Source organism: Sphingopyxis sp. PET50 (assembly GCF_025244705.1).
Classification (GTDB): domain Bacteria; phylum Pseudomonadota; class Alphaproteobacteria; order Sphingomonadales; family Sphingomonadaceae; genus Sphingopyxis.
Genome location: NZ_CP104207.1, coordinates 1642465 through 1668259, shown reverse-complemented (window position 1 = coordinate 1668259; position 25795 = coordinate 1642465). Strand labels below are relative to the sequence as shown.

At 67.2% G+C, this 25795-nt stretch carries 19 protein-coding genes and 4 pseudogenes; 10 read left to right on the top strand and 13 right to left on the bottom strand.

All coding sequences use genetic code 11. The annotated features are described in order from the left end of the window. Window positions 1–14 precede the first annotated feature (14 nt). The 8 genes from N0A20_RS08735 to N0A20_RS08700 all read left to right on the top strand — a co-directional run bounded on the left by N0A20_RS08735 (window position 15) and on the right by N0A20_RS08700 (window position 13916). Entirely contained in the window at window positions 15–1172 is a 1158-nt protein-coding gene (locus N0A20_RS08735) for a hypothetical protein (RefSeq protein ID WP_260583507.1), read from the top strand. Continuing rightward, on the top strand, window positions 1169–1687 hold the full coding sequence (locus N0A20_RS08730) for a phage baseplate assembly protein V (RefSeq protein ID WP_260583506.1): 519 nt from the start codon (window positions 1169–1171) through the stop codon (window positions 1685–1687). Before N0A20_RS08735 ends, N0A20_RS08730 begins: the two co-directional genes overlap by 4 nt. Continuing rightward, window positions 1684–2019 (top strand): hypothetical protein, encoded by a 336-nt coding sequence (locus N0A20_RS08725; protein WP_260583505.1) that lies wholly within the window; start codon window positions 1684–1686, stop codon window positions 2017–2019. The genes N0A20_RS08730 and N0A20_RS08725 overlap by 4 nt, the downstream gene beginning before the upstream one ends. After that, window positions 2016–4844, top strand: coding sequence for a GPW/gp25 family protein (locus N0A20_RS08720; protein WP_260583504.1), 2829 nt, complete (start codon window positions 2016–2018; stop codon window positions 4842–4844). The genes N0A20_RS08725 and N0A20_RS08720 overlap by 4 nt, the downstream gene beginning before the upstream one ends. Window positions 4845–4898: 54 nt before the next feature. Beyond that, window positions 4899–7931: a putative baseplate assembly protein gene (locus tag N0A20_RS08715; protein WP_260583503.1), complete on the top strand. Its 3033-nt coding sequence runs from the start codon at window positions 4899–4901 to the stop codon at window positions 7929–7931. A gap of 269 nt (window positions 7932–8200) precedes the next feature. After that, a complete protein-coding gene (locus N0A20_RS08710; protein WP_260583502.1) occupies window positions 8201–10198 on the top strand; it encodes a hypothetical protein in 1998 nt (665 codons plus the stop codon). Between the two features lie 11 nt (window positions 10199–10209). After that, window positions 10210–10830, top strand: a complete 621-nt coding sequence (locus N0A20_RS08705) for a DUF6519 domain-containing protein (RefSeq protein WP_260583501.1) — start codon at window positions 10210–10212, stop codon at window positions 10828–10830. After that, on the top strand, window positions 10752–13916 hold the full coding sequence (locus tag N0A20_RS08700; RefSeq protein WP_260583875.1) for a DUF6519 domain-containing protein: 3165 nt from the start codon (window positions 10752–10754) through the stop codon (window positions 13914–13916). The genes N0A20_RS08705 and N0A20_RS08700 overlap by 79 nt, the downstream gene beginning before the upstream one ends. Window positions 13917–14125: 209 nt before the next feature. Here N0A20_RS08700 and N0A20_RS08695 read toward each other — a convergent pair whose 3' ends face one another. The 5 genes and pseudogenes from N0A20_RS08695 to rpsD all read right to left on the bottom strand — a co-directional run bounded on the left by N0A20_RS08695 (window position 14126) and on the right by rpsD (window position 19240). After that, a complete protein-coding gene (locus N0A20_RS08695) occupies window positions 14126–14752 on the bottom strand; it encodes a heme-binding beta-barrel domain-containing protein (protein ID WP_260583500.1) in 627 nt (208 codons plus the stop codon). A gap of 63 nt (window positions 14753–14815) precedes the next feature. Beyond that, window positions 14816–15666, bottom strand: a pseudogene (gene aguB / locus N0A20_RS08690) (N-carbamoylputrescine amidase). Between the two features lie 57 nt (window positions 15667–15723). Continuing rightward, window positions 15724–16707, bottom strand: coding sequence for an agmatine deiminase family protein (locus N0A20_RS08685; protein ID WP_260583498.1), 984 nt, complete (start codon window positions 16705–16707; stop codon window positions 15724–15726). 112 nt (window positions 16708–16819) lie between these two features. Further along, window positions 16820–18510 (bottom strand): annotated as a pseudogene (locus N0A20_RS08680) (M28 family metallopeptidase). A gap of 118 nt (window positions 18511–18628) precedes the next feature. Continuing rightward, window positions 18629–19240 (bottom strand): 30S ribosomal protein S4, encoded by a 612-nt coding sequence (gene rpsD / locus N0A20_RS08675; protein ID WP_260583497.1) that lies wholly within the window; start codon window positions 19238–19240, stop codon window positions 18629–18631. Window positions 19241–19451: 211 nt separating this feature from the next. Between rpsD and N0A20_RS08670 the strand changes: the two genes are divergently transcribed. Further along, a complete protein-coding gene (locus N0A20_RS08670) occupies window positions 19452–19769 on the top strand; it encodes a chorismate mutase (protein ID WP_260583495.1) in 318 nt (105 codons plus the stop codon). A 10-nt stretch (window positions 19770–19779) separates the two neighbouring features. Here the strand turns inward: N0A20_RS08670 and N0A20_RS08665 are convergent, their stop codons facing one another. From N0A20_RS08665 to rpiB, 7 genes and pseudogenes are all read right to left on the bottom strand, one after another. After that, complete coding sequence (locus tag N0A20_RS08665; RefSeq protein ID WP_260583494.1) at window positions 19780–20022, bottom strand: hypothetical protein; 243 nt, start codon at window positions 20020–20022, stop codon at window positions 19780–19782. A 650-nt stretch (window positions 20023–20672) separates the two neighbouring features. After that, window positions 20673–20942 carry a hypothetical protein gene (locus tag N0A20_RS08660; RefSeq protein WP_260583492.1) on the bottom strand — a complete coding sequence of 90 codons (270 nt, stop codon included), beginning with the start codon at window positions 20940–20942 and terminating at the stop codon, window positions 20673–20675. A gap of 36 nt (window positions 20943–20978) precedes the next feature. Beyond that, a complete protein-coding gene (locus tag N0A20_RS08655; protein WP_260583491.1) occupies window positions 20979–22061 on the bottom strand; it encodes a TrmH family RNA methyltransferase in 1083 nt (360 codons plus the stop codon). Window positions 22062–22135: 74 nt separating this feature from the next. Then, complete coding sequence (gene nrdR / locus N0A20_RS08650; RefSeq protein ID WP_260583490.1) at window positions 22136–22600, bottom strand: transcriptional regulator NrdR; 465 nt, start codon at window positions 22598–22600, stop codon at window positions 22136–22138. A gap of 3 nt (window positions 22601–22603) precedes the next feature. Beyond that, window positions 22604–22823, bottom strand: a pseudogene (locus N0A20_RS08645) (hypothetical protein). Window positions 22824–22825: 2 nt separating this feature from the next. Beyond that, window positions 22826–24136 (bottom strand): annotated as a pseudogene (glyA, locus tag N0A20_RS08640) (serine hydroxymethyltransferase). Then, a complete protein-coding gene (gene rpiB, locus N0A20_RS08635) occupies window positions 24133–24585 on the bottom strand; it encodes a ribose 5-phosphate isomerase B (RefSeq protein WP_260583489.1) in 453 nt (150 codons plus the stop codon). The pseudogene glyA and the gene rpiB overlap by 4 nt, the downstream one beginning before the upstream one ends. Before the next feature lie 113 nt (window positions 24586–24698). Between rpiB and N0A20_RS08630 the strand changes: the two genes are divergently transcribed. Continuing rightward, window positions 24699–24863 (top strand): hypothetical protein, encoded by a 165-nt coding sequence (locus tag N0A20_RS08630; protein WP_260583487.1) that lies wholly within the window; start codon window positions 24699–24701, stop codon window positions 24861–24863. Between the two features lie 201 nt (window positions 24864–25064). Here the strand turns inward: N0A20_RS08630 and N0A20_RS08625 are convergent, their stop codons facing one another. Next, window positions 25065–25664, bottom strand: a complete 600-nt coding sequence (locus tag N0A20_RS08625) for an alpha/beta hydrolase (RefSeq protein WP_260583485.1) — start codon at window positions 25662–25664, stop codon at window positions 25065–25067. Between the last annotated feature and the right edge of the window lie 131 nt (window positions 25665–25795).

Below are 25795 nucleotides of genomic sequence, written 5' to 3'. Positions count from 1 at the left end.
CGGGGAACCCCCGGATGAGCCTGCTCGGCAACATATTGGGCATTCGCCTCAACCTGCTGATCGGGCCCAGCCCGGTCGCCCTGCCGGCGCCCGCCGACGTGATGAACGCGATCGCCGATCTGGAGGTGAAGCTCACCGACACGACGGAGTCGGGTTTCAAGCTGTCGATCAACACCGGGCGCACCGGCCCGACCGATTTCCTCGAATCGCCGCTCATCATGCACCCGCAGTTGCAGCGCGGGTGCCGCGCGATCGTGACGATGATCTTCGACGTCATCCCCTATGTCATCTTCGACGGCATCGTCACCAAGCGCGAATATACGCCGGGCAACGGCTCGCGGTCGGGGGTGCTGACCCTGTTCGGGCGCGACCTGAGCATGGAGCTCGACAAGGAGGTCAAGCAGACCGAGCATCCCGCGCTCGACGAAACGATGATCGCGATGAAGATCGCGGTCTCCTATCCGCAGTTCGGCATGCTGCCGATGGTGCTGCCGCCCAAGTTCATCGACCCGCCGATCCCGGTCGACCGCATCCCGCAGCAAAGCTGTTCGGACTGGGCCTATCTGCACCAGATGGCGCGCCGCCACGGCTACGAAACCTATATCGACCCCGGCCCGCTGCCCGGCATGAACAGCCTCTATTGGGGGCCGCCGGTGAAACCCGGCGTGCCGCAGCGCACGCTCACCGTCGACATGGGCCCGGCATCGGACGCCTATGACGTCACGACGTCGGAGGACGACACGGTGCTGACCTCGGTCGAGACCAAGGTGCTCGACCGGATCACCGGCGTCGAAATGCCGGTGATCGCGCTTGTCGGCAGCAATCCGCCGCTCGGCGCGATCCCCGAAACCGTCGCGCGTTTCGGCGAGACGCGAAAAGAGACGATCACCACCACCGGCCTCAACGCCGCCCAGGCGATGGGCCGCGCGCAGGCGAAGATCGACGAGGGCGCGAAAAAGGCCTTCACCGTCTCGGGCACGATCGATTCCACCCGCTACAACGCGGCGCTCAAGGCGCGCGACATGGTGTTCCTGCGCGGCGCCGGGCTCAGCTATGGCGGGCTCTACAAGGTGTCGGAGGTCCGCCACCTCGTCAAACCCGGCAGCTACGAACAGCAGTTCGTCCTGTCGCGCGGCGACCGCCTGCCGATGGCGCCGATGGTGCTGCCATGAACCCCGCCGACGCCTGTCCGACCTTCTTCGGCAAATATCGCGGCACGGTCGAAAATCCCGCCGACCTGCAGGGGCTGGGCCGCATCCAGGTCAGCGTCCCCGGCGTGCTCGGCGACGGCACGCTCGCCTGGGCGATGCCGTGCCTGCCCGGCGCGGGCCCCGGCGTCGGCCTCTACGCCATCCCGCCGAAGGGCGCGAAAGTGTGGGTCGAGTTCGAGGCGGGCAATCCCGACTATCCGATCTGGTCGGGCGGTTTCTGGGATCTCGGCGACACCCCCGCGCCGCCCGGACCCGTCGGCTTCCTGACCAAGGCGTGGAAGGGGGAGAATTTCAGCCTCGAGATTTTCGACATCCCCGGCGCGCCGACGCTGACGCTCGAGCTCACCACCGCGGCGGGGGCCGCAAAGATCGAGGCCGATCCGACCGGCCTGACGATCACCCACGGCATGAGCACGGTCAAGCTCGCGATCGACGGCGTGTCGATCAACGGCGCGAATCTGAAAGTGCTGCCATGACGATCCCGCTGATCACCATGGCGACCGTCGCCCAATGTTCGCACGGCATTCCCGCGATCCTCGCCCCCTCGGCGACGAAGGTGCTGGTGATGGGCGCTCCGGTACTCGTGCTTGGCGACAAGGGCACCGTCCCCGGCTGCCCCTTCCAGCTACCGCCGCCGACTCCGTCGCCCTGCACGACGCTGATGTTCCTCGGCGCGTCGAGCAAGGTGATGGTCGAGGGCAAGCCCGCGCTCAAGATGAACCCGTCCGACATGGGCCATGCCGCGACCCAGGCGCCGCAGGGGCCGGTCATCTGGTCGAGCGTCCAGGCGAAGGTGCTGGCGGCATGACCCACTTCGGCTTTCCCTATCGCATCGACGCCAACGGCATGACCGCGGGCGCAGCGCACGAGGCGCATATCCGCGAGATGATCGAGCAATTGCTGTTCACGCGCCGCGGCGAGCGGGTGAACCGCCCCGATTTCGGCGCCGGGGTCAACGAACTGATCTTCTCCGAAAACGCCCCCGAACTCGCGGCGGCGGCGCAGCATATGGTGATGGCGGCGCTGCAACAGTGGCTTTCGGGGGTCATCGAGGTGCGCGGGGTCGAAACCGCCGCCGAGGACAGCCGCCTCGCGATCACCGTCCGCTACCGCCCGCTCGACGAGGCGCGCGAACAGGTCGTCACCGTGGAGCAGGTCTTTTTGACCGGCGCCTTCCAATATTGCGGCACCCGCCGCCGCCGCCAGCTCGTGGCCGACGCCGCCGTCGATACCGGCGGCGGGGTGCTGCTCAACGGCATCGACTATCTGGAGGTCGTCGACCGCGACGCGCCAACTCCCGACCTCCGCCAGCGCCTGCTGACGCTCGCCTTCCTGCGCGACGACGGCGTGCTCGCGGCGGGCGTGCCGGTCCTCGGCCCCGACAATTTCCGGATCGAGGGCGGCACCCGCGTGACCGGCATCCGCGTCGCCGGCGTCGCCGCCGGTCCGGTGCCGCACAGCCTGACGCTGACGCTCGACGCCGCGGGCGACTATTCGCCCTATCGGCTTGCCGTGCGGCTCGGCGCGGTCAACGACGCGATCCCGCCCTTCCTCGACCCGATGCTCGCGGCGGTCGATTTCAGCTTCAAGGCCGAATGCCCGTCGCCCTTCGACTGCGCCGCGCCCGACGCGCCGGGGACGCCGCGCGCGCTTGGCCCGGCGATCGACTATCTCGCCAAGGATTACGACAGCTTCCGCCAGCTGATGCTCGACCGCATGGCGGTCAGCCTGCCGGGCTGGACCGAACGCAGCCCCGCCGACCTCGGCGTGACGCTCGTCGAGGCGCTGGCGCATGCCGCCGACCAGACGAGCTGGTTCCAGGATGCCGTCGGGACCGAGGCCTTTTTCGGCCGCGCCCGTCTCCGCCAGTCGGTGCTCCGCCACGCGCGGCTGCTCGGCTACAGCGCATCCGAAGGCTGCAACGCGCGCGTCGCGGTGGCGGTCGAGGCCAAGGACGATGTCGAGCGCGCTTTTCCGCAGCCGACGATCCTGCCCAAAGGCACGCGGCTGCTGACCCGCCCGCCGCAACTCGCCGGGGCGCTCGCCCCTGTCCAGCCGCGCAATCCCGAAATCTTCGAGGATATGGTCGGCGGCGGCGCGATCGTGTTTGAAACGCTCCACGAACTGCGGTCGCTGCGGAAGGACCGCAACGCGATGCAACTCCACGACTGGGGCGAGGCCGCCTGCTGCCTGCCCGCCGGATCGACCACCGCCTTCCTGCTCGGCGACCGCGCGACGCTCGGGCTGGCGCAGGGCGACCTTGTACTGTTCGAGGAGCTGATTCCCTTCGGCGGCGGCGCGGCCGATCCGCCCGATCCGGCGCATCGCCAGCTCGTCCGGCTCGCCGCCGAACCGCTTGACTTGGCCGACCCGGTGATGGGGCTCGCGCTGCTCCGCATCGACTGGCACGCGGACGACGCGCTGGGCTTTCCGGTCAACCTCGCGGCGGGCGGCGCGGTGGTGCGCGGCAATATCCTGCTCGCCGACGAGGGCCGCACCGTCGATTACGGCCTCGACCCCGCCGACGCGCGCGAGGACGGCATCGCGGTCGGCGACGACCTGCGCACCGGCCTCGCCGAGGACGATGGTCCCGGCACCCTGAAACGCTTCCGGCTGCGCGGCGACTCCATCGTCCACGCCGTGCCTTTCGACGCCGAAATTGCCGCGTCGGAAGCGGCGAGGGCGACGATGGCGCCCTCCGGCGACCCGCTCGCGCAGGTGCGCATCGCTGGCGACGGACAGCTTTGGGAGGCCGCGCACGACCTGCTCGCCGCCGACCCTTTCACCGCCGAATTCGTCATCGAGGCCACCGATACAGCGCATTATGCGCGCTTCGGCGACGGCGCCGGCGGGCGCGTCCCGACCGGCGACGCCCGCACCATGACCGCCGCGATCCGCCACGGCGGCGGGCGCCGCGGCAACATCGGCGCCGATGCCATCGCGCATGCCGTGACCGACGACGGCGAAGGAATATCCAGCCTTCGCAACCCCTTGCCCGCCACCGGCGGCCGCGACCGCGAGCCCGTCGCCGCGATCCGCGTCGCCGCTCCGCGGCACTTTCGCCAACATCGCCGCGCCGTCACCCCCGCCGACTATGTCGCCGCCGCCGAGCGGCACCCGCAAGTCCAGCGCGCCTATGGCGAGCGCCGCTGGACCGGCAGCTGGAGCACCATCTTCCTCGCGATCGACCGGCGCGGCGGCGGGGCGGTCGACGACCGGTTCGAGGGCGTGATGCGCGACCATCTCGCCGGCTACCGGCTCGCGGGCCACGACCTCGAAATCGTGCCGCCGCGCTTCGTGCCGCTCGACATCCGGCTCTTCGTCTGCGTCTGCGCCGACCATTATGCCGGCGATGTCGAGCGCGACCTGCTCGACATCTTCTCGGCTAGGCCGGATGCGCGACGGGCGGCCGGGCTTTTTCCACCCCGATCATTTCAGCTTTGGCGACAATATCCTGCTCTCGCCGATCATCGCGCGCGCGATGCAGGTGACCGGCGTCCAGTGGATCGGCACCCGCGACGGGGCGGGGACGGTGACGGGCCGCTTCGGGCGGCTCGACCAGCCCGACATCGACTATGCCGACGACGCCGAAATCCCGATCGCGCCCAACGAGGTCGCGCGGCTCGACAATGATCCGACCTTTCCCGATTTCGGGCGCATCGCCTTTCTGATGGCGGGAGGCCGCTGATGGCGCACAAGCCCCCTGCCAATATCTGCGGCGCGAAGGACCGCGACGAAAAGCGCCCCGACAACCGTCCGGGCCTCGCCTCGATTTCCTATCGCATCGGCACCCATCCCGAATTTTTCGAGCGCATGCTGTGGCAGCTCCCGCGCCAGGAGGTGTTCGATCCGGAAAGCAAGACCCGGCTTCATCCGCTCGCCGCCCTGCGTGCACGCGACGCCGGCGATCCGACGATCGCGCTGTTCGACGGCTTCGCCGCGACGCTCGATGTTCTCAGCTTCTACAGCGAGCGTGTCGCCAACGAGGGTTATGTCGGCACCGCGACCCAGCGGCGTTCGCTGGTCGAAATGGCGCGGATGATCGGTTACGAACCGGCACCCGGGGTTGCCGCGTCGGTGGCGCTGTCCTTCACGGTCGAGGCGTCGGACGACCCCTATCGCGAGGTCGATATCCCCGTCGGCGTGCAGGCGATGTCGGTGCCGACGCGCAAGGGCGAATTGCCGCAGGTCTTCGAGACGATCGCGCCGATCACCGCCCGCGCCGAATGGAACGCGATGCCGGCGCGCACCCTCTATCAGCAGCCGCTGGCGCTCTACCGTGATCTCGCCAACGATGATGATGCCGACAATGGCACCATCTTCCTCTTCGACCTCGACAACAGCTTCCAGCCGCCGGGGCCCGCCGATCCGGTGCCGCGGCTGTTCGGCGACGTCGCCGCGCTGGCGCGCTATCACCCGATCGACGGCGAAACCGATCTTGCCGGCGAACTCGCCGAGCGCATCGCCGCCCATGCGCTGAATCCGGAAGTCGAGCCGGTACTGCGCGCCTTGCCGGTCGATGAAATCTGGCTGCGCGGAACGGGGCTGGGGCTGCGGCCCGGACAGCGGATCGTCGTGGTCGGCGTCACCGAGGTGGACGAAGACACGCGCCACGTCGCCGCCTCGACCCTCCGCATCGTCAGCGCGACCGACGACCGCGACTTCGGGGTGACGCGGCTCGTTGCGACGCGCGGCGGCGAGACGCCCGACGCGGTCAAACGCTCGCCCGCGCGCCGCGCGCCGCGGTTCAAGCGGCTGGCGATGCCGACGCAGCGCATCGCTTTCACCAGCAGCACCGTGAAAAATGTCGTCCGCCAGGCGGTGTGGACCGGCCCCGCGCTGACCGCGCTGGTCAAGAGCCAGTCGTGGTCGCGCGTCAAATTGATGAGCGTCCTTCGCCGCCCGAAACAGGTTGCCGCGCCGCAGACGTCGGCGGCGCAACCCGGCCTCTACATCTTGCGCGACGATTGCGGCTTCTTCGGCTCCTCGGCGCCCAAAAAGGCGTCGCTAGGCGCCAACAGCGGCTATGCGCTCGACTGGGATTCGGGCAGCGGCGCGACGATCTGGACCGACAGCCAGAACAATCTGCACGGCAGCGTGCACGTCCTTCTCGAACGCGAGGTCAAGGAGATCGTACCCGACGGCTGGGCGACGGTCGAAACGGCACAAGGCGAGGCGATGGTGTTCCGCGTCGCGTCGGCGGCGACGCAGTCGCGCGCCGATTTCGGGCTCAGCGCCAAGACCACCGGGCTGTCCTTCCGCGAGCCCGATGGCGACGCGCTGGTCGTCCCGGCCCCTAACGTCGCGTCGCCGCTCAACGACTTCCGCTTCCGCACTGCGCATATCTTCGCCGCCAGCGCGCCGCTCGAACTCGCCGGCACCCCGATCCGCGAGGATATCGTCGCGGGCGCCGACGCGATCGACCTCGACGCGCTCTATCTCGACCTCGTCGACGGCCAGACGATTTCGATCGCGGGCGACCGCAGCGACGCCGACGGGCTTGCCGCCAGCGAGACGCTGACCGTCAGCGACGTCGTCCATGTCGGCGGCTTCACCCGCCTGCTGCTGAAAAGCGGCCCCGAATATGCCTATCGCCGCCCGAGCGTGACGGTGAACGCCAATATGGCCCCCGCGACGCACGGCGAGACCTGGCAGGAGCAATTGGGATCGGGCGACGCCGCCCAGATTTTCCAGCGGTTCAAGCTGACCAAGGCGCCGCTCACCTATGTCAGCGCCGAAACGCCCACCGGCCGCGCCTCATCGCTCGAAATCCGCGTCGACGGGCTGCTGTGGCACGAGGTGCCGACGCTCTACGACGCCGGCCCCGAAGACCGCGTCTATGCCGTGCGCGGCGAGGACGACGGGAGCAGCTGGGTCCAGTTCGGCGACGGCCTGCGCGGCAGCCGCCTGCCGACCGGCCAGCTCAACATCGTCGCGACCTATCGCGCGGGCATAGGCCTCGCGGGCGAGGTTGCGGACGAGGCGATCATCCAGCTCAAGACCCGCCCGCTCGGTGTGCGATCGGTGGTGAACCCGAGCCGCGCGAGCGGCAGCGCGGCGCCCGAAAGCCTCGCCGACATCCGCCTCGCCGCGCCGCGCGACGTCAAGACGCTGGGGCGGATCGTCTCGCTGATCGACTATCGCGATTTCGCCGCCAACTTCTCGGGCGTCGGCAAGGCGCAGGCGGCGCAGCTCTGGTCGGGCGACAGGCAGATCGTGCTCGTCAGCATCACCGGCACCAGCGACACCATCCTCGAGGCCAATGCGCCGCTCATCGCCAATCTGCAGGCCGCCGCCGACGCCGCGCGCGACCGCTCGCATCGGATGGCCGTGCTCCCCGCGGCGCGGCGTTTCTTTCAGCTCGCCGCGCGGCTGTTCCACCATGCCGACTATCGCGCCGAGGATGTCGAACTCGCCGCGAAGGCGATGCTCCTCGACGCCTTCGGCTTCACGCGCCGCAATATCGGCCAGGTGGTGAGCGCCGCCGAGGTCATCGCGGCGCTTCAGGCGGTGCCCGGCGTCGTCGGGGTCGATCTCGACGCGCTGGCGCTGATCGACGACGGCGGCAGCCCGGCGCCGTCGGCCAGCCTCGCCACCGTCCTCGCGGCGCAGGGGGCGAGGCTCCAGCCCGCCGGGTCGGCGCAGCCATTCGCCGCCGCCGAATTGCTCACCCTGCTCGAAGCCGGCATCGCGCTGACCGTGGAGGCCGCCCGTGCATGACCGTCCGCCCGTGCCGCTGATCGAACTGCTGCCCCAGCATCTGCGCAACCGCGACGCGGGCGAGGGCAGGGCGCTCGAGGCGCTGATGGGCCTGCTCGCCGGCGAACTGCAGGTGGTCGAGCGCGATCTCGATCAGCTTTACGACAATTGGTTCATCGAAAGCTGCGAACCCTGGGTCATCCCCTATATCGGCGCGCTGATCGGCGCCCGCCCGATGCGCGGCTTCGGCAGCCGGCGAGGTCGGGCTGCGCAGCTATATCGCCAACACATTGGGGTATCGCCAGGCGAAGGGCACGGCGGCGGCGCTCGAACAGATCGCGCGCGACGCCACCGGCTGGCCCGTCGTCGCGGTCGAATTTTTCCAGAAGCTGATCTGGAGCCAGCACGTCAACCATGTCCGCCCCGGTGCGCTCGGTACCGCGTCGATCCGCGATGCGGAGGCGGCGCGGCTGACTGAAGGCGCGTTCGGCGATGCCTGCCACAGCGCCGCCGCCGGACCCGCCGACGGCGCGTCGGGGCGTTATGCGATCCCGCATGTCGGGCTGTTCGTCTGGCGGCTCGACGCCTTTCCGCTCGGCTATCTGTCGAACGAAACGGCGGGTTATCGCGGCGGGCTCGTGCCGCGCGTCTCGGCGATCGGTCCGGCTTTCCGCCATTTCGATCCGCTCGGCGCTGACCGGGCGCTGTTCAATCGCCCGCTGCCCGACCGCTCGATCGCCGGGCGCGTCGATATGCGCATCGTCCCGGCACCGCTCGACCGGCGCCTGCTCCATCGCGATCTGAACAGGCTTCGCGATGGCGCGGCGTCGCGCTGGTTCGACAAGGTGCCGGTGGTCGAGCTTCGGCTCGACGGCGCCGAGGTTCCGTTCGACCGGCTGCACAGCTGCAACCTCGAAACCCGCGACGATGGTGGCGGCAATCCGACCTGGCGGCGCCCCGAACAGGCGGGGCATGTTCTCTTCGACCCCGAACTCGGCCGCCTCGCGCTCCATGCCAGCGACGAAGGCAAGAGCGTCGAGGCAAGCTGCGCCTTCGCCGCGCCTTTCGCGAGCGGCGGCGGTCCCTATGATCGCACCGCCAGCTTCGCCGCCTGGCGCGGCGAATTTTTTGCCGAAGGCACCGACGCCCCCTGGGTCATCGGCGTGTCGGCGCGCGCCGAGGAGCAGACCGACGATGTGCTGCAGGGCGGGGTCGTCGTCGCCTCGCTGGCCGAGGCTATCCTGCGCTGGAACGCCGCGGCGGGTACGGGCACCCACGGCCTGATCCTGATGCTCGACAATGCGACCTATGCCGAGGACCTGAGCGATGCGGCGCATATCCTGAAGATCCCCGCCGACGCGCGGCTGGCGATCGCGGCGGCGGCGTGGCCGCTGGTCGAGCGAGCGGGCGGCGTGTTCGAGCGCGATCCGACCGCCATCGCCGCGATGCATCGCCGCCCGCATATCCAGGGCGATCTGCGCATCCGCGCCGCCGTTCCGGCGGGCGAGGAGGAGGCGGGGCGGCTGATCCTCGACGGCCTGCTGATCGAGGGCGAGGTCGCCGTCATGGCCGGCGCGCTCGGCTCGCTGGCGCTGCGCCACTGCACGATCGGCGCGTCGGCCGCCGGGCTGACCAGGGGGCTGCGTGTCATCTCGCAGAACGCCGGGCTCGCGGTCGAGGTCGATCATTGCATTGCCGGTTCGCTGGCTCTGGGGTCCGCGGGCGGCGGACTGACCGTCGCGGACTCGATCGTCGGTGAGGACCGCGATCTGGAGGCCGATGCCGATGCGCTTGCTGTCGTGGTCGATGCCCCCTCGGCTGACGCCGATATCGCCCGCAGCACGATCTTCGGCCGCGCCGCGGTGCGCTCGATCGAAGCGGAAAACAGCCTGTTTCTGGGCACCGCGCGCGCCGCGCAGCGTCAGCGCGGTTGCGTGCGCTTCTGCTACGCCCCGCTGAGCTCGCGTGTCCCGCGCCGCTACCGCTGCCAGCCTGACCTGGCGATTGCTGATGCGGAGCAGGCGACTGGATCGCCGCTGCCCGACGCCGAAAAGCACCGCATCGCGCGCAGCGTCGTGCCGATCTTCACCGCCAGCGCCTATCCGGCGAACGCCTTCGGCCAGCTCGCGCTGTGCTGCCCCGATGCGGTGGCGGCGGGCGCCTTCGGCGGCGCTGAAATGGGCGCAGGCTTCGGCGCCGGCACGCCGTTCCGGCGCGCGAACCTGACCGACATGCTCGACGAATATCTGCCGTTCGGACTGGTGGCGGCCCCCCTGTTCCAGACCTGAGGACAAAGACGATGACTGGCGATTTCACCCGCGACACCTTCCGCCCCGCCAGGGACTACAGCGCCGTGCGGATGCAGCAGGGACGGCTGTTCACCGACGCCGACTGGAACGAGGAGGGCGATATCCACCGCGGCGCGCTGCGAACCACCGCGAAATCGGTGATCGGCGCCAGCGGCTTTCCGGAAGATGCGCCGGGTTTCGCGATCCTCGCCGGTGCGGGCGCGCAGGCGTTGCTGATCGGCGGCGGCCAGGCCTATGTCGATGGCATCGGCCTGTCGCATGCCGCGCCGGTGCGGCTTGCGCTGACGTGCCAGTCGGGATCGGGGACCGCGACGCGCTGGCGGATCGATGCGGGCATGCGCGTTGCCGTCGGCGATTATCTGGTGCTGGCGGGCAACGCGCCGCAGCGCAGGCGGTGCGCGTTTCGGCGCTGCTCGACGATATCGACGGACGCCAGACCTTCAGCGCCGCCGCGCCCTTGTCGCCGGTCGACGGCATCGCCGCCGATCTGTACCGCAGCGTCGAAAGCCAGCCCTTCCTGCCCGGGACGGCGTTGCCCGCCGTCGCGGGAACCTATCTCGCCTATCTCGATGTCTGGGAACGGCCGGTCACCGCCGCCGACGATCCGCTGATCCGCGAAAGCGCCTTTGGCGGCCCCGACACCGCGATCCGCGACCAGATCGTCTGGCAGGTCCGCCTGAAATCCACCGCCGATCTCGTCGCGGCGGGCGCGGTGAGCGCGCCGGTCAGTTGCGCCAGCTTTGCGCCCGGCTGGTCGCCCTTCGGCCCGGCGGCGCCGGGACGGATGGCGGCGCGCGCGCGCGCGGCGGCGGCGGTCGCCGATCCCTGCGCGCTGCCCGCGACCGGCGGCTACCGCAGCCTCGAAAACCATCTCTATCGCATCGAGGTCCACAACGGCGGCGCGGCGGGCGGGCGCTGGAAATGGTCGCGCGACAACGGCACGCGCACGGCGCGTTATGCCGAGATCGACAATGGCGCGCTGATGCTGGACAGCCTCGGCCCCGACGAGCCCGGTGCGCTCAAGAAGGATGATTGGGTCGAGATCGTCGACGAGGCCCGGTCGCTCCGGGGCGAGCCCGGCTTCTTCGCGCGGCTGGCCGACATCAACGGCACCCGCGCCGCCATCGGCGAATTGCGGCATCCTGAGACATTGGCCGCGATCACCGACGGCTCGGGCACCGCGCCCGACCTCAGCGGCCTGCCCGCACGCGCCGTCGTCCGCCGCTGGGAAGGCGGCCTGCCGATCGACATCGTCCCCGATAGCTGGGTCGCGGTCGAACAGGGCGTCGAGGTTTTCTTCGCCGCCGGGCGGCTGGCGACCGGCGACCATTGGCAAATCCCGGCGCGCTCGCTGGCCGCGACGATCGAATGGCCCATCGACGAGGCGACGGGCGCCGAGGCACTGCTGCCGCCCAGGGGCATCGCACATCATTACGCCGCACTGGCGCTCGTCACCCGCGCCGCCGACGGAAGCTGGACGGTCGGCAGCGACTGCCGCAACATCTTCCCGCCGCTCACCGCGCTGCGCAGCTTCCTCTATCTCGGCGGCGACGGGCAGGAGGCGATGCCCGATCCGCTCGCCCCCGCGACGCGCGTCGCGCTCGCCGCGCCGCTGCGCGTCGGGGTGATCCGCGGCAAGACGCCGCTCCCCGGTCTGTCGGTCGAGTTCGAAATCGTCGCGGGTGACGGGCGGCTCGGCGCCGTCGCCGACAATCTCAAGAAGCGCAGCGTCGTGACGGGTGCCGATGGCGTGGCGGCGATCGACTGGTCGCTCGACGCGGCGACGCCGAACCAGCGCCTCGTCGCGCGCCTGCTCGACGCGGCGGGCAATCCGACCCATTTGCCGATCCATTTCAACGCCAGCCTCAGCACCGCGGCGGCGACCTCCTTCGACCCCGCCAACACGCCGCCGCTCGCCGGCGCGAATACGGTGCAGGAGGCGATCGAGCAGCTCGCCGGACTGCAGCAGGTCGGCTGCTCGACCTATATCGTCACCGAAGGCAGCGACTGGGTGGCGATATTGAAAGCGATCAAGGACGGCGAGGATGCCAGCATCTGCTTCCAGCGCGGTCTCTACGAAACCGGCGAGCGCGTCGAGATCAAGGGCAAGGGGCATATCTCGATCCACGGCGCCGGCGGCGGCACGCGGATCGTCGCCAACCGCGCCGAATGCGCGCTGCATTTCGAGGGCTGCGCCAGCGTCACCCTGCGCGACCTCGACGTGTCGGCACCCGACGGTTCGGGTGCGCTGGGAAAGATATCCTTCCGGCAGGGCGTCGTGACGATCCTCGACTGCCCGACCGTCGATGTCGAGGGCGTGTCGCTGCGCTGCGGCGGCGGCGCCGACACCGAACGCACCGGGCTGACGATCCGCGGCTCGGCCGAAAGGGCCCTCGATTCGGTGCATGTCGTGCGCAACCGGCTTGCGATCGGGCTGGCGCAGGACGGCATCCTCGTCACCGACGCGATCAACACGCTCATCGCCGACAACGAACTGGCGGTCGTCCCCGGCAAGGCCGGCCTGTCGCCCAAGCAGCAGCTCGAAGCGGCGCAGTGGCGCAAGAAGCTGGAGATGCTGCTCGTCGCCGACCCGCGCGAGGTGCCGACCAAGGAGGGCGGGAACCGCGAGTTCCGCGTCGGATCGCTCGTCGCCAATTTCGAATCGCCGATGCCGCAGGAGGAATGGGAGCGATTGTTCGAGGCCGAACCGCCGCGCGCCGACGAGCGCCGCACGATCGCCGGGGTGCAGGCCTATATCAAACGGCTCAGCGACATCGTCATCGCCGATCCCGATCGCTCGCCGACCTATCGGCGCGCGCTGAAGACGCTTGGAGGACGGCTCGACGCCGCGCGCTTCGCCAATGTCGATCCGGAGGTGAAACGATCGCTGATCCTGACCGGCGATCCCAGCGCGCGCACCGAGCGCGAGCTGCCCGATGCCGGCGACGGCAGGGTGACGATCAAGGTCGGCTCGGTCGCGGTCGGCTTCGGATCGCCGGTCACCCAGTCCGACTGGGTCAAGGCGATCCGGCTCGCGCGGCTGCGCGAGGTGGCGAGCGCCGCCGAACTGATCCTGCTTCTGCGCAAGCTGGCTTCGCGCATGGCGCGCGACGAGGCATTTCGCGACACGCTGCCCAGCGTGAAGGTCTGGTTCGACCGTTTCGTCAGCCAGATGCCGAGCTACGCGCGGCAGGCGATCACCTGCGGCGGGCGGCAGCTGACGACGGTGCAGATCCGCGGCAACAAGGTCTATGGCTTCATTCGCGGCGTCCATGTTGGCACCAGCTGGACCGACCAGAAGGTCGTGCGCGCGGGCAGCGTCAGCATCGCCGACAATCATCTGTCGCTGCGCAAGCCGGGCGAGAAGGTCTATGTTCCGATGGGACTGTTCGTCGGCAATGCCGACACCGTCCGTATTCAGCGCAACACGCTCGACTGGGCGGCGCAGCGCACCGACACGCCGTTCAACCACGGCATTCGCGTATGGGGTTCGATCGGCAAATATCTGATGATTTCCGAAAATCGCATCGCGGTCGGCCGCGTCGGTATCTGCGTGCGGCCGCAGCCGCCGATCGGCAATAATCAGGTCGGCACGCACCTGTGGCTCGCTGCCGACAATCTTGTCGACGGCGTCGGACCGGGCGAAATCATCCGCAAACCGGGCTTCATGCGGGTGCGCGACAACTGGCCGGTCTAGGCGGCAGGTTTCATCGCGAAATTCGATCGAAATGGCGCAGAAAACGCCGATTCTCCTTGCATTTCCGGGCAAAAATGCAGAATCTCGCCTCGGCCTCGATTGATAATGATTGGTATCGGTTTTGGGGTTCGAGTCCCTTTTGGGGTCATGGGGCGAGTCCATCGGGGCTCGCCCTTATTCGTTGCCAGTTTGGTGGGCTCGACGATCCGCTATTTGGCCTCGACCGACGGCATCAGGCCGCGTGCGATCTTTGCCCAGGGGTTGAGATCGGGTTCACCGACCTTGGTCAGCCTATTACGGTCGCGGTGGAGGAAGGGTTCGTTGCGACCCTTCACCAGCAGCGTTGTGTCGGAGACATAGCTCCACGTCCCATCCTCATGGAAATCGACCGTAATCTGATAGGATTCGGTGGTAAAGGCCAGGTCGAGGAAGGTCGTCGAGCAGATGCCATATTCGGTTTGCCCGCGCTCCGCCTTCAGCACCAGCTTCGTCGCATCGGGCTTCGCATGGCCCGCCGCGATCGCGATCTGGCCGCGCGGGATCGCCAGCGTCTGCAGGATCAGCCCGGTCGCGGGCTCGTACAGCCAGTAACCGACCTGATCGTGAAAGGTGATGTCCTCCTCGCGCGTGTTGATGTGGAGATGATAGCGCAGCCCATAGAAAAGCTGCGGACCATTGGCCTGCGGGTCGATCGGCTGCAATTCGATCCGTTCAAGATATTGGCGCGTTTCGGGGCCATCGGCCTTGGGATTGATATCGACCCCGCGCTGCCCCTCCCAGATGCTCGGCCAGCCGCGCGAGCGGCCCCAGATTGGCGAGCGTCTCGGGATCGACATCCTCGGGCTCGGTGAAGATGTCGTCAGGAATGTTCATTATTTCAGTCCCCTGTAATTCGTTGTTCAAATGTCTTCGACCAGCCTTCCATAAAGATGTGGGCGACGGTCGCGAAAAAGCCCATGCCCGCGCGGTGTTTCGCCGCGCGATCGAGGTCGATCGTTTCGACCAGCACGCCCGTCTCGGCGGCGCCATATTCCTGGCGAAGATCGCCCCATTCGTCGCTGATGAAGCTGTGACCATAGAAATTGGCCTCGCCCTCGGTCCCGATGCGGTTCGCCGCGACCACCGGCATGCAGTTCGACACCGCATGGCCCTGCATCGCGCGGCGCCACATGCGGCTCGTATCGAGGTCGGCGTCATAGGGTTCGCTGCCGATCGCGGTCGGGTAGAACAGGACTTCCGCGCCCATCAGCGCCATCGCGCGCGCGCATTCGGGATACCATTGGTCCCAGCACACCCCGACGCCGATGCGGGCGCCGAAGACGTCCCACACCTTGAAGCCGGTGTTGCCGGGGCGGAAATAATATTTCTCTTCATAGCCGGGGCCATCGGGGATGTGGCTTTTGCGGTACGTCCCCATGATCGCGCCATCGGGACCGATCATCGCTAGCGTATTGTAATAATGATGGCCGTCACGCTCGAAGAAGCTCGTCGGGATCGCGACCTTCAGCTTGGCGGCCAGCGCCTGCATCGCGAGGACGCTCGGATGCTCGGCGGTCGGCTGCGCGGTCGCGAAAAGCGCTTCCTCTTCGACCTGACAGAAATAGGGGCCTTCGAACAATTCGGGGGGCAGGATGACCTGCGCACCCTTCGCCGCCGCTTCCCCGACGAGCGCGGCGACAGCGTCGATATTGGGCTGGACGGGGCCGGGCAGGGGAAGCTGCAGCGCGGCGACGGTGAGGGTGCGGGTCATTCCGGGATCCGTGATGGGCTGAAATCGAGCCGAATATAGGCGGCTTTACGGCCGATGCTAGGATGGAAGCTGCTGGCTCGAACAATGAAAGCTGCCGCCGCCCGCGATGATCCCGAGCGCGGGCACGCCGACCGCGCGGCGACCGGGAAAGAGTGCCGCCAGCGCATCGACCGCCGCCCGGTCGTTCGCGACGCCATAGGCCGGAACGACGACCGTGCTGTTGCCGATGTAGAAGTTCATATAGCTCGCCGCGGCGATTTCTCCTCCCATTTCGACCCGGCCGGGCGAGGGGAGGTCGACGATCTCGATCCCGCCGAACGCCTCGGCCCGCGCGCGTGCGTCGGTATAGACCGGCGCGTTGGGATCGTCGTCGCCCGCCGCGACCGGGATCGCCAGCCGCCCCTCGCCGACGAAACGCGCCAGATTGTCGACATGCCCGTCGGTATGGTCGCCGACAAGCCCGTTACCCAGCCACAACAGCCGCTCGACGCCCAGCGACTGGTGCAGCCGCACCGCGATATCCTCGCGCGTCAGCAACGGATTGCGGTTGAGGTTGAGCAGGCATTCCTCGGTTGTCACGCAAAGGCCAGTGCCGTCGACGTCGACGCCGCCGCCTTCGAGCACCCAATCCTGATCGTCGACCGGAAAGCCGGTGGTCGCGGCGAGCGCGCCGCCGATTTCCTGGTCACCGGGCATGATGAATTTCTCGCCCCACCAGTTGAAGCGGAAGTTGCGCGCGCGCCGCGCCGCGCCCGTGCCCGCGATGATCGGGCCGGTGTCGCGCAGCCAGATGTCGCCGAGCGGCTGGACGAGGATGGACACGCCGGGATCGACCAGCTTTGCCGCGATTTCGGCCTGTTCCTCGTCATTGACGACCAGCCGCACTTCCTCGCCGCGTCCGCCGTCATGGACGGCGTTCGCAAAGGCGGCGACATCGCGCCGCGCGGCGTCGATCCGGCCCGACCATTCCTCCGCCATATGCGGAAAGCCGATCCAGACGGCGTCGTGCGGGGCCCATTCGGCGGGCATGCGTAATGTCATCTGATACAGGCCTTCCACACCGTCTCCTCATTGCGAGGAGCGAAGCGACGCGGCAATCCAGAGTGTGCGTAACCCGCCCTGGATTGCTTCGCTTCGCTCGCAATGACGAAGTTTATTTTCCGGCGCGCGACTTGTCGCGGGCGGCGCGGAATTCGTCGCCCTCTACCCAGTTCGGCCAGGCGTCGGTCATCGCCAGCATCCGGCCTGCGGCATAATAGAGGCGCAGGTCCGACATCATGCCGTCCCAGTTGGTGATCGCCTCATATTCATCGCCCGGCGCGTGATAGCGGTTCTTTTCATAGTCTTCCGACGCTTTCTTGCTAGGCCTCGACGCCGCCTTCGACCAGTTCGTCGCCGCTGCCGAAGTTGAACATCGGCACGCCGAGCTTGGCGAAGCTGAAATGGTCGGAACGGTAATAGAAGCCCTTTTCGGGGGTCGGTTCGGCCTTGATCGTGCGATTGCTCATCTTGGCGAGCTTTTCGACATAGGCGTCGAGTTCCGACTTGCCGCCGCCGACAACGACGATGTCCTTGGCCGGGCCGATCGCGTTCAGCGCGTCCATATTCACCCCGCCGACGGTCTGCGCGAGCGGGAACACCGGGTTCTCGGCATAATATTTCGAACCCAGCAGACCCGATTCCTCGGCGGTGACCGCGAGGAAGACGATGCTGCGGTCGGGCGCACCCGCCGCCTTGAACGCCTGCGCCAGTGTCACGAGGCCGGCTGATGCCGCTCGCATTGTCGACCGCGCCGTTGCAGATGTCGTCGCCGGCGACGGGCGTGCAGCGGCCGAGGTGATCCCAGTGACCGGTATAGAGCACATATTCGTCGGGCCGCTTGGCGCCCGGCAGCACGCCGATGACGTTGCGCGACATTTTCTTGGCGATGTCATTGTCGAAGGAGAAGTTCGCCTTCACGCCGGTCAGCGGCACCGCCTTGAAGCCCTTCACCTTCGCCGCGTCGCGCAGCTTGTCGAAATCCTGACCCGCGCTGGCAAACAACTCCTTCGCCTTGGGCAACTGGATCCAGCCGTTGGCCACGGTTTCCTTCGCGCCGCCGTCCTTGCTCTCGGCCAGATATTGCGTGCCGGTGTTGCTCGACTCCACGACGTTCCAGCCATAGGCGGCGGGTTCGGTGTCGTGGACGATCAGCACCGCCGCGGCGCCCTGGCGCGCCGCTTCCTCATATTTATACGACCAGCGGCCGTAATAGGTCATCGCGCGGCCGTTGAACTCGCCCTTGGTTTCCTTGGTCTGCCAGTCGGGGTCGTTGACGAGGACGACGACGGTCTTGCCCTTCACATCGAGCCCGGCATAGTCGTTCCAGCCCTTTTCGGGGGCGTTGATGCCGTAACCGACGAAGACGACGTCGCTGTCCTTGATTTCGGTCTTCGGCTGCACGCGCCAGCTGAACGCGACATAATCCCTGGCATATTGCGCGGTGACCGGAGTCTTGCCGCCGGTGAAGCTGATCGGCGTCGCATTTTTCGCGGTAATCTCGACCAGCGGCACGTCCTGCGTCCATTTGCCGTTGTTGCCGGGCTTCAAGCCCGCTTCCTCATATTTCTTGATGATATAGGCGACGGTCTTTTCCTCGCCCGGCGTTCCTGGGGCGCGCCCTTCATAGGCGTCCGACGAGAGCTCCTTGGTCACCTCCTGCAACGTCGCAAGCGACAGTTCGGGAATCTGGACGTCGGGAATAGCGGCGGCGACGGTATCGCTCGCGGCCTTGTCGCCGCCGCCGCACGCGGCAAGCGACAGGAGAACCGCGAAGGCCGCGGCGGATCGGGGGGAACGCAGCATGGAAATGTCCTTGGATAGTTTCGTTTGCGACGGCCGGGCTTGTGCCAGCGCAAGGCCCCATATGCAAGAAGGGCGGCCCTTGCGGACCGCCCTTCTGATGTTCGTTCGGTAAACCCGATCAGCGCGAATAGAATTCGACGACCAGGTTCGGTTCCATCTTCACCGGATAGGGAACCTCGTCGAGCGTGGGCACGCGGACATAGGTCGCCTTGGTGCCGTCGACCGACAGATATTCGGGCAGGTCGCGCTCGGGCAGGCTCTGCGCTTCGGCGACCAGCGCCATTTCCTGCGCCTTCTTGCCGAGGGTGATTTCGTCGCCCGGCTTCACGAGGCGGCTGGCGATGTTGCACTTCACGCCGTTCACATAGACGTGGCCGTGGCTGACGAGCTGGCGCGCCGCGAAGATGGTCGGGGTGAATTTCGAGCGGTAAACGACCGCGTCGAGGCGGCGTTCGAGCAGGCCGATCAGGTTCTGGCCGGTGTCGCCCTTCATGCGGCTGGCTTCGAAATAGTTCTTCTTGAACTGCTTTTCGGTGATGTCGCCGTAATAGCCCTTCAGCTTCTGCTTGGCGCGGAGCTGGATGCCGAAGTCCGACACCTTGCCCTTGCGGCGCTGGCCGTGCTGGCCGGGGCCATATTCGCGGCGGTTGACCGGGCTCTTCGGGCGGCCCCAGATGTTCTCGCCCATCCGGCGGTCGAGTTTATACTTGGCGCTCTGGCGCTTCGACATTGTCGTCTCCAATATGCTGTGTGCCGAAGGATTTCGGCGGTTCCCGGGTCGCACCATAGGAGCTGTGTCCTATGCGACCGCCGCTTCACCGGGGTGCGGGGTCCATTGCGAAGGCGCGCGGTTAGACGGGGAGGGCGGCAAAGTCAAGCATTGCCGCGCTCTTCCGACGGCCCGGCTCGACAGCGCAGAAAAAGCCGCTAAAGCCGCGCGCATGAGTGCTGCCAAACTTCCCGAAGCCTGCGAAACGATGATCGACGTCCGTGCCGGCGTCGATGAAGTCGATCGCGAGCTCGTCGCGCTGCTCGTCCGCCGCTTCGGCTATATGGACGCCGCGGCGCGTATCAAGACCGACCGCAATGCCGTGCGCGACGAGGTGCGCAAGGCGCAGGTGCTCGACAATGTCGCACGCGAGGGCGAAGCCGCCGGGCTGGAGCCCGACCGGCTGCGCGCGGTGTGGAACGAACTGGTCGAACAGTCGATCGCTTATGAAGCGGCGCAGTGGGACCGGATTCGCGAAAATCCGGCCTGAGGCGCGGCGTTCAGTTGGTGGCGGTGCCCGTCGGGACCGCCGCGACCGTGTTGGCGGCATCGGTTTCGGCCTTCGGCTTGACGGTGCGGCAGACCTTTTTGGGCACGCTGCTGCCGGTCGATTCGATCCGCTCGCAGACCTTCTTCGGCTTGACCGGCTTTGCGGGCTGGGCCGCGGTCGCGCCGGGTGCTGCCGCGCTGGCAGGATCGCTCGAAGCCGCGGCGAGCGCGAGCGAAAGCAACAAGGTCATCATGAAAACTCAACTCCTGGAAACAACAGCCAAGCGGCCTCTCCGTGCGCCTAGCCATTTCCCCGAGCCGAATCATATAGGCGCCATCTATGCTTGAGGCGTGAAGCTGTTGTCCAGCCAAAGATTGTCCATATGAAAATACTGCCGTCGCGCCCTGACGCGAGCTTTGGTCGGCCAGCTATCGGGGCAAGGATCAGCGCGGCGCTTCGCGCCCACCGAACGGATTGTCGGCCCCGACATTCTGCTTATAGCCTTGGTTGATGGTATCGATGTTCGCGGCTTCGCTAAGCCGCCCATTGCGCCTCCGTCTTGCAAGTGCGCCTGCCGAGGTGACTACCGGTCATCTTGACGGTTTTGCAGATCTTCTTCGGCTTTTCCGGCTTGGCCGGTTGAGCGGTGTCGACGGGCTCGCCCACGGGCGGCGAGATCGACTGCGGCGGCGGCAAGGGCAAACGACAAGACCAACGTGATCATTGGGCGGCTCCCCGATTAGTCAGGGCCGCCAGCCTATCCTGTTTTCCCGGCTTCTCCAAGCGGTGACGCACGCCGTGACGCGCCGTCTGCCCGCCTCGCAAAAACAAGGACCCGCGGCATTGCGCCGCGGGTCCTCGTGCCGAGCTCACGCCCTGGGTTTGCCCGGTCGGAGCGGGGTCTCAGTTGCCGCCGAGCGGCGAATCGCCGACGCCGACATTCTGCTTGTAGCCCTGGTTGATCGTATCGATGTTCGCGGCTTCGCTGGCGTCCCACTGTGCCTGCGTCTTGCAGGTCCGGCGACCGAGGTTGCTGCCGGTCATCTTGATCGTCTTGCATATCCTCTTCGGTTTTGCGGGCTTCGCCGGCTGGGTCGTGGTCGTCGCACCATCGGCGGGCGGATTTTCGGCGGCCGTTGCAGCAAGTGCCAGCGACAGAAGAAGGGTCATCATGGGGAAAGTAACTCCTGAAACGATTTGGAGGACTGCCTACCGCTTTTTCGGCGTCCGGCCAAGAGCCGTTATGATGCCGCGCATCATCCTGATATCATTGTACGACCAGCCGGTCTTGGTCAGCGCGGTACGCAGCGTGCGGAGCGTCATCGTCCGGCGGTCGGGCGGAAAGAAATAGCCCGCCGTGTCGAGGTCGCGGACCAGGTGATCGATCAGCCCTTCGAGCTCGCCATGCGGTGCGGGCGGGTCGAGCGGCACTTGGGGCGGAGTCGCCAGCGCCTCGCCTTTCGACCATTCATAAGCGAGCAGGATCACCGCCTGCGCGAGATTGAGCGAGGCGAATTGCGGGTTGATCGGCACGGTCACGATGCTGTGCGCGAGTGCGACATCGTCGGTCTCCAGCCCCGAACGTTCGGCGCCGAAGACATAGGCCGAGCGGCCCGCGGTCGCGCGCACCTGCGCTGCCGCGGCCTCGGGAGTCAGGACGGGCTTGGTTACCCCCCGCTTGCGTACCGTGGTGGCATAGATGTGCGTGCAGTCGGCAGTCGCGGCGGCGAGGCTGTCGAAAACCTGCGCCTCCGCGAGCACGATGTCGGCACCCGATGCCGCGGGCCCGGCGTCGGGATTGGGCCAGCCGTCGCGCGGGGTCACGAGCCTGAGTTCGGTCAGTCCGAAATTGAGCATCGCACGCGCTGCCTTGCCGATATTTTCGCCGAGCTGGGGGCGGACGAGGACGATGACGGGGGGAGGGGCGGTTATGATAGGTTCCTCTTCTTCCCGATTCCCCGAGCGAAGACGAGGGGCACTGCCGAGCGAAGTCGAGGCGCGGGCCTGCCGTTCGGCGGGCGGGATTGAGGCGCGTTTCAGACGATCCCAATCTTTGGCGATCAGCGCTTCTTTTTTTGCACGCGACCAATTCTTGATCTTGAGCTCGGCCGCTTTTGCCTCTTCGCGGGTCTCGAAAGCCTCCGCCCACACCAGTTCGACAGGGCGACGCGTGGAGGTGTAACCGCCAAGAATGCCTTCCTGATGTTGATAGATACGCCGGTCGAGGTCATCCGTGTGGCCGGTGTAATAGGTGCGATCAGCACAGTGCAGAAGATAGGTCCAGAAAGTCATGAGTCGTTCTTGCCGTCTTCTCGCTTCGCTCGAAAATGCCCCTCGGCTTCGCTCGGGGAATCGGGGGAGAGAGATTAGCCCTTCTGCGCCGCCTCGCTGATCGTCGAGGCGAAGTCCTCGAAGTCCTTCGCCTCGGTAAAGTCGCGATAGACGCTGGCGAAGCGGATATAGGCGACGCTGTCGAAACCCTTCAGCGCCTCCATCACCATTGCGCCGATCTGCGCCGCCTTCACCTCATTTTCGCCCGAGGTTTCGAGCTGGCGCTGGATACCCGACACCAGCCTTTCGATGCGCGCGCCGTCGATCGGGCGTTTGCGGCACGCGATCTGGACGCTGCGCATCAGTTTTTCGCGATCGAACGGCTCGCGGCCGCCATCGGCCTTGAGCACCGCGACCTCGCGGAGTTGGATGCGCTCGAAGGTCGTGAAACGCGCGCCGCAATCCTCGCATTGCCGCCGCCGCCGGATCGCCGCGCCGTCCTCGGTCGGGCGGCTGTCCTTCACTTGGCTGTCTTCATGTCCGCAATAGGGGCAGCGCATCGGTCAGCGTTTCACCCGGCTGTAAAGGGCTATGCTCGGCGCCGACGAACAGTCCGACCGGCCAGCTGACGACCGGCAGCACTGCGCCGAGCACCGCCCCGATCGCGCCGCCGGTCAGCACAGGCTTCGTCGAGGGATGGTTCATCCCCTGCTTGCCCATCGCCTTGACCTCTTCGATCGTCAGTTCGACCAGCGTCGGTTCTTCGGGGTTCGGGCGTGCCATCATCAGCCGCCGTAGATCGGGAAGCGCTCGCACAGCGCGCGGACGCGCTTGCGGACATCGGCCTCGACATCGGCGTCGCCATGCTCGCCCTTGTCGCGCAGCGCTTCGAGCACGTCGGCGACCATGTCGCCGATCGCCTCGAATTCGGCGATCCCGAAGCCGCGCGTCGTGCCGGCGGGCGATCCGACGCGGATGCCGCTGGTCTTGACCGGCGGCAGCGGGTCGAAAGGCACGCCATTCTTGTTGCAGGTGATCGCCGAGCGTTCCAACGCCTCATCGGCGTCACGGCCGGTGATGCCGAGCGGACGCAGGTCGATCAGCGCGAGGTGCGTGTCGGTGCCGCCCGCGACGACGTCGGCGCCGCGCGCCTTCAGCCAGCTCGGCCAGCGCCTGCGCATTGGCGATGGTGGCCTTCGCATAATCCTTGAACTCGGGACGCAACGCCTCGCCGAAAGCGACCGCCTTCGCCGCGATGACGTGCATCAGCGGGCCGCCCTGCAATCCGGGGAAGACCGCCGAATTGATCCGCTTGGCGATCGCTTCGTCGTTGGTCAGGATCATGCCGCCGCGCGGGCCGCGCAGCGTCTTGTGCGTCGTTGTGGTGACGACATGCGCATGCTCCATCGGCGAGGGATGCGCGCCGCCCGCGACGAGGCTCGGCGAAATGCGCCATGTCGACCATCAGCAGCGCGCCGACGTCATCCGCGATGGCACGGAAACGTGCGAAGTCGAGCGTGCGCGGATAGGCCGAGCCGCCCGCGATGATCAGCGAGGGGCGATGCTCCTTCGCCAGTGCCTCGACCTGGTCGAAATCGACGAGATGGTCGTCGGCGCGCACGCCATATTGCACCGCGTTGAACCATTTTCCCGACATCGCGGGCGGCGCGCCGTGGGTCAGGTGGCCGCCGGCGTCGAGGCTCATGCCGAGGATCGTCGCACCCGGCTTGGTCAGCGCGAGCATCACCGCGCCGTTCGCCTGCGCCCCCGAGTGCGGCTGGACGTTGGCGAAGTTGCAGTCGAAGAGCTTCTTCGCGCGGTCGATCGCCAGCGTTTCGACTTCGTCCGACGGCGCGCAGCCCTGATAATAGCGCTTGCCCGGATAACCCTCGGCATATTTGTTGGTGAAGACGCTGCCCTGCGCTTCCAGCACCGCCTTGGAAACGATGTTTTCCGACGCGATCAGTTCGATCTGATAGCGCTCGCGCTCCATCTCGTGCTTCATCGCCGCCGCGACCGCAGGGTCGGTCGCGCCGACGCCGTCGGTGAAATAGCTAGGCCGATTTGATGGGCTTGTCGAGCGTTTGGGTGGTCATCGGCTGGTCTCCAATTGGGGAGGGTGGGATAGCTTGTCGACGCGGCGCGCGTGGCGGTCGCCCGCGAAGTCGCTGGTCAGGAAGGCGGTGAGGCACGCCTTGGCCATGTCGATGCCGGTCAGCCGCGCGCCCATTGCGATGACGTTCGCATCATTATGCTCGCGCGCCAGCTTGGCCGACAGGGGCTCCGACACGAGCGCGCAGCGGCACGCCGGGTTGCGGTTGACCGAGATCGAGATGCCGATCCCCGACCCGCACAGCGCGACGCCCTTTTCGGCGCGCCCGCCCGCCACGGCTTCGGCGAGGCGGTAGCCATAGTCGGGATAGTCGACGCTGTCGGGACCGTCGGTACCAAGGTCTTCGATGGCATGACCCTGCTCGCGCAGCCAGTCGGCGAGCACGGCCTTCAACTCGTAGGCGGCATGGTCGGATGCGATGGCGATGCGCACGGCACGGGCTCCCGCTGGGCTGGAGGGAATCGATGAGCGCGCTTTAGGCGAAGGCGCGCGGATTGACCATAAGCGAGGTGGCAAATTTGTGACGCCGGCGATAAGGCCGTCCCATGTCCGACACGGTCCTTTCCATATTGATGCTCACCGGGGTCGTCCTGACCGCAGGCAGCATCTATATCTTCCGCCAGGGCGACCGCCGCCGCGCGCTGCTCATGTTCGTTGCGGCCGCGGTGATGTTCGCCAATGTGGCGATCTGGCTGGTGCCGGTCACTTAAATCCTCCCCGGAACGGGGAGGGGGACCACCCGAAGGGTGGTGGAGGGGGTTCGCGTCCTGACGCCGCATCGCGTAAGGACGCCACCCCCCTCCGTCGGCGCTGCGCGCCGCCACCTCCCCACAAGCGGGGAGGATTTGGGCGTCAACGAATCGGCGAATCGGGTGCCAGCCGCATATCCAGATAGTTATCGAGCGACTTCATCAACTGGTCGAGTTCATGCTCGAAGAAATGGTTCGCGCGCGGGATCTCGTCGTGATGGATCGTGATGCCCTTTTGCGTGCGCAGCTTGTCGACCAGCTTCTGAATCGCCGGCGGCGGCACGATCTCGTCGGCGCCGCCCGCAACGATGATGCCGGAGGAGGGGCAGGGGGCCAGAAAGCTGAAATCATACATGTTCGCCGCAGCGGAGCGACCGACAGGAAGCCCCGGATTTCGGGGCGGCGCATCAGCAATTGCATGCCGATCCACGCGCCGAAGCTGAACCCGGCGACCCAGGTCGTCTGCGCCTCGGGATGGATCGACTGCACCCAGTCGAGCGCCGAAGCGGCGTCGCTCAACTCGCCGATGCCGTTGTCGAACGTACCCTGGCTGCGTCCCACGCCGCGGAAGTTGAAGCGCAGCACTGCGAAGCCGCGCGCGACGAAGCTCTTGTACATCGCCTGGGTGATGCGGTCGTTCATCGTGCCGCCGCCCTGCGGATGCGGGTGCAGGATCAGCGCGACCGGCGCGCGCGGGCGCGGCGGCGGCGAGAAACGGCCTTCGATACGGCCCTCGGGACCGGGAAAAATCACGTCGGGCATGGGCGCACCTTTATGTTTCTGGGGCTTGCCACCGATTCGCCGGGCGGCGGGGTGGCGGAGCGGAGTTGGCGCCTATATAGAAAATAGGTCTCGACTTGCAACTTTTGCGAGATCGTTCGCAACAATGTGTG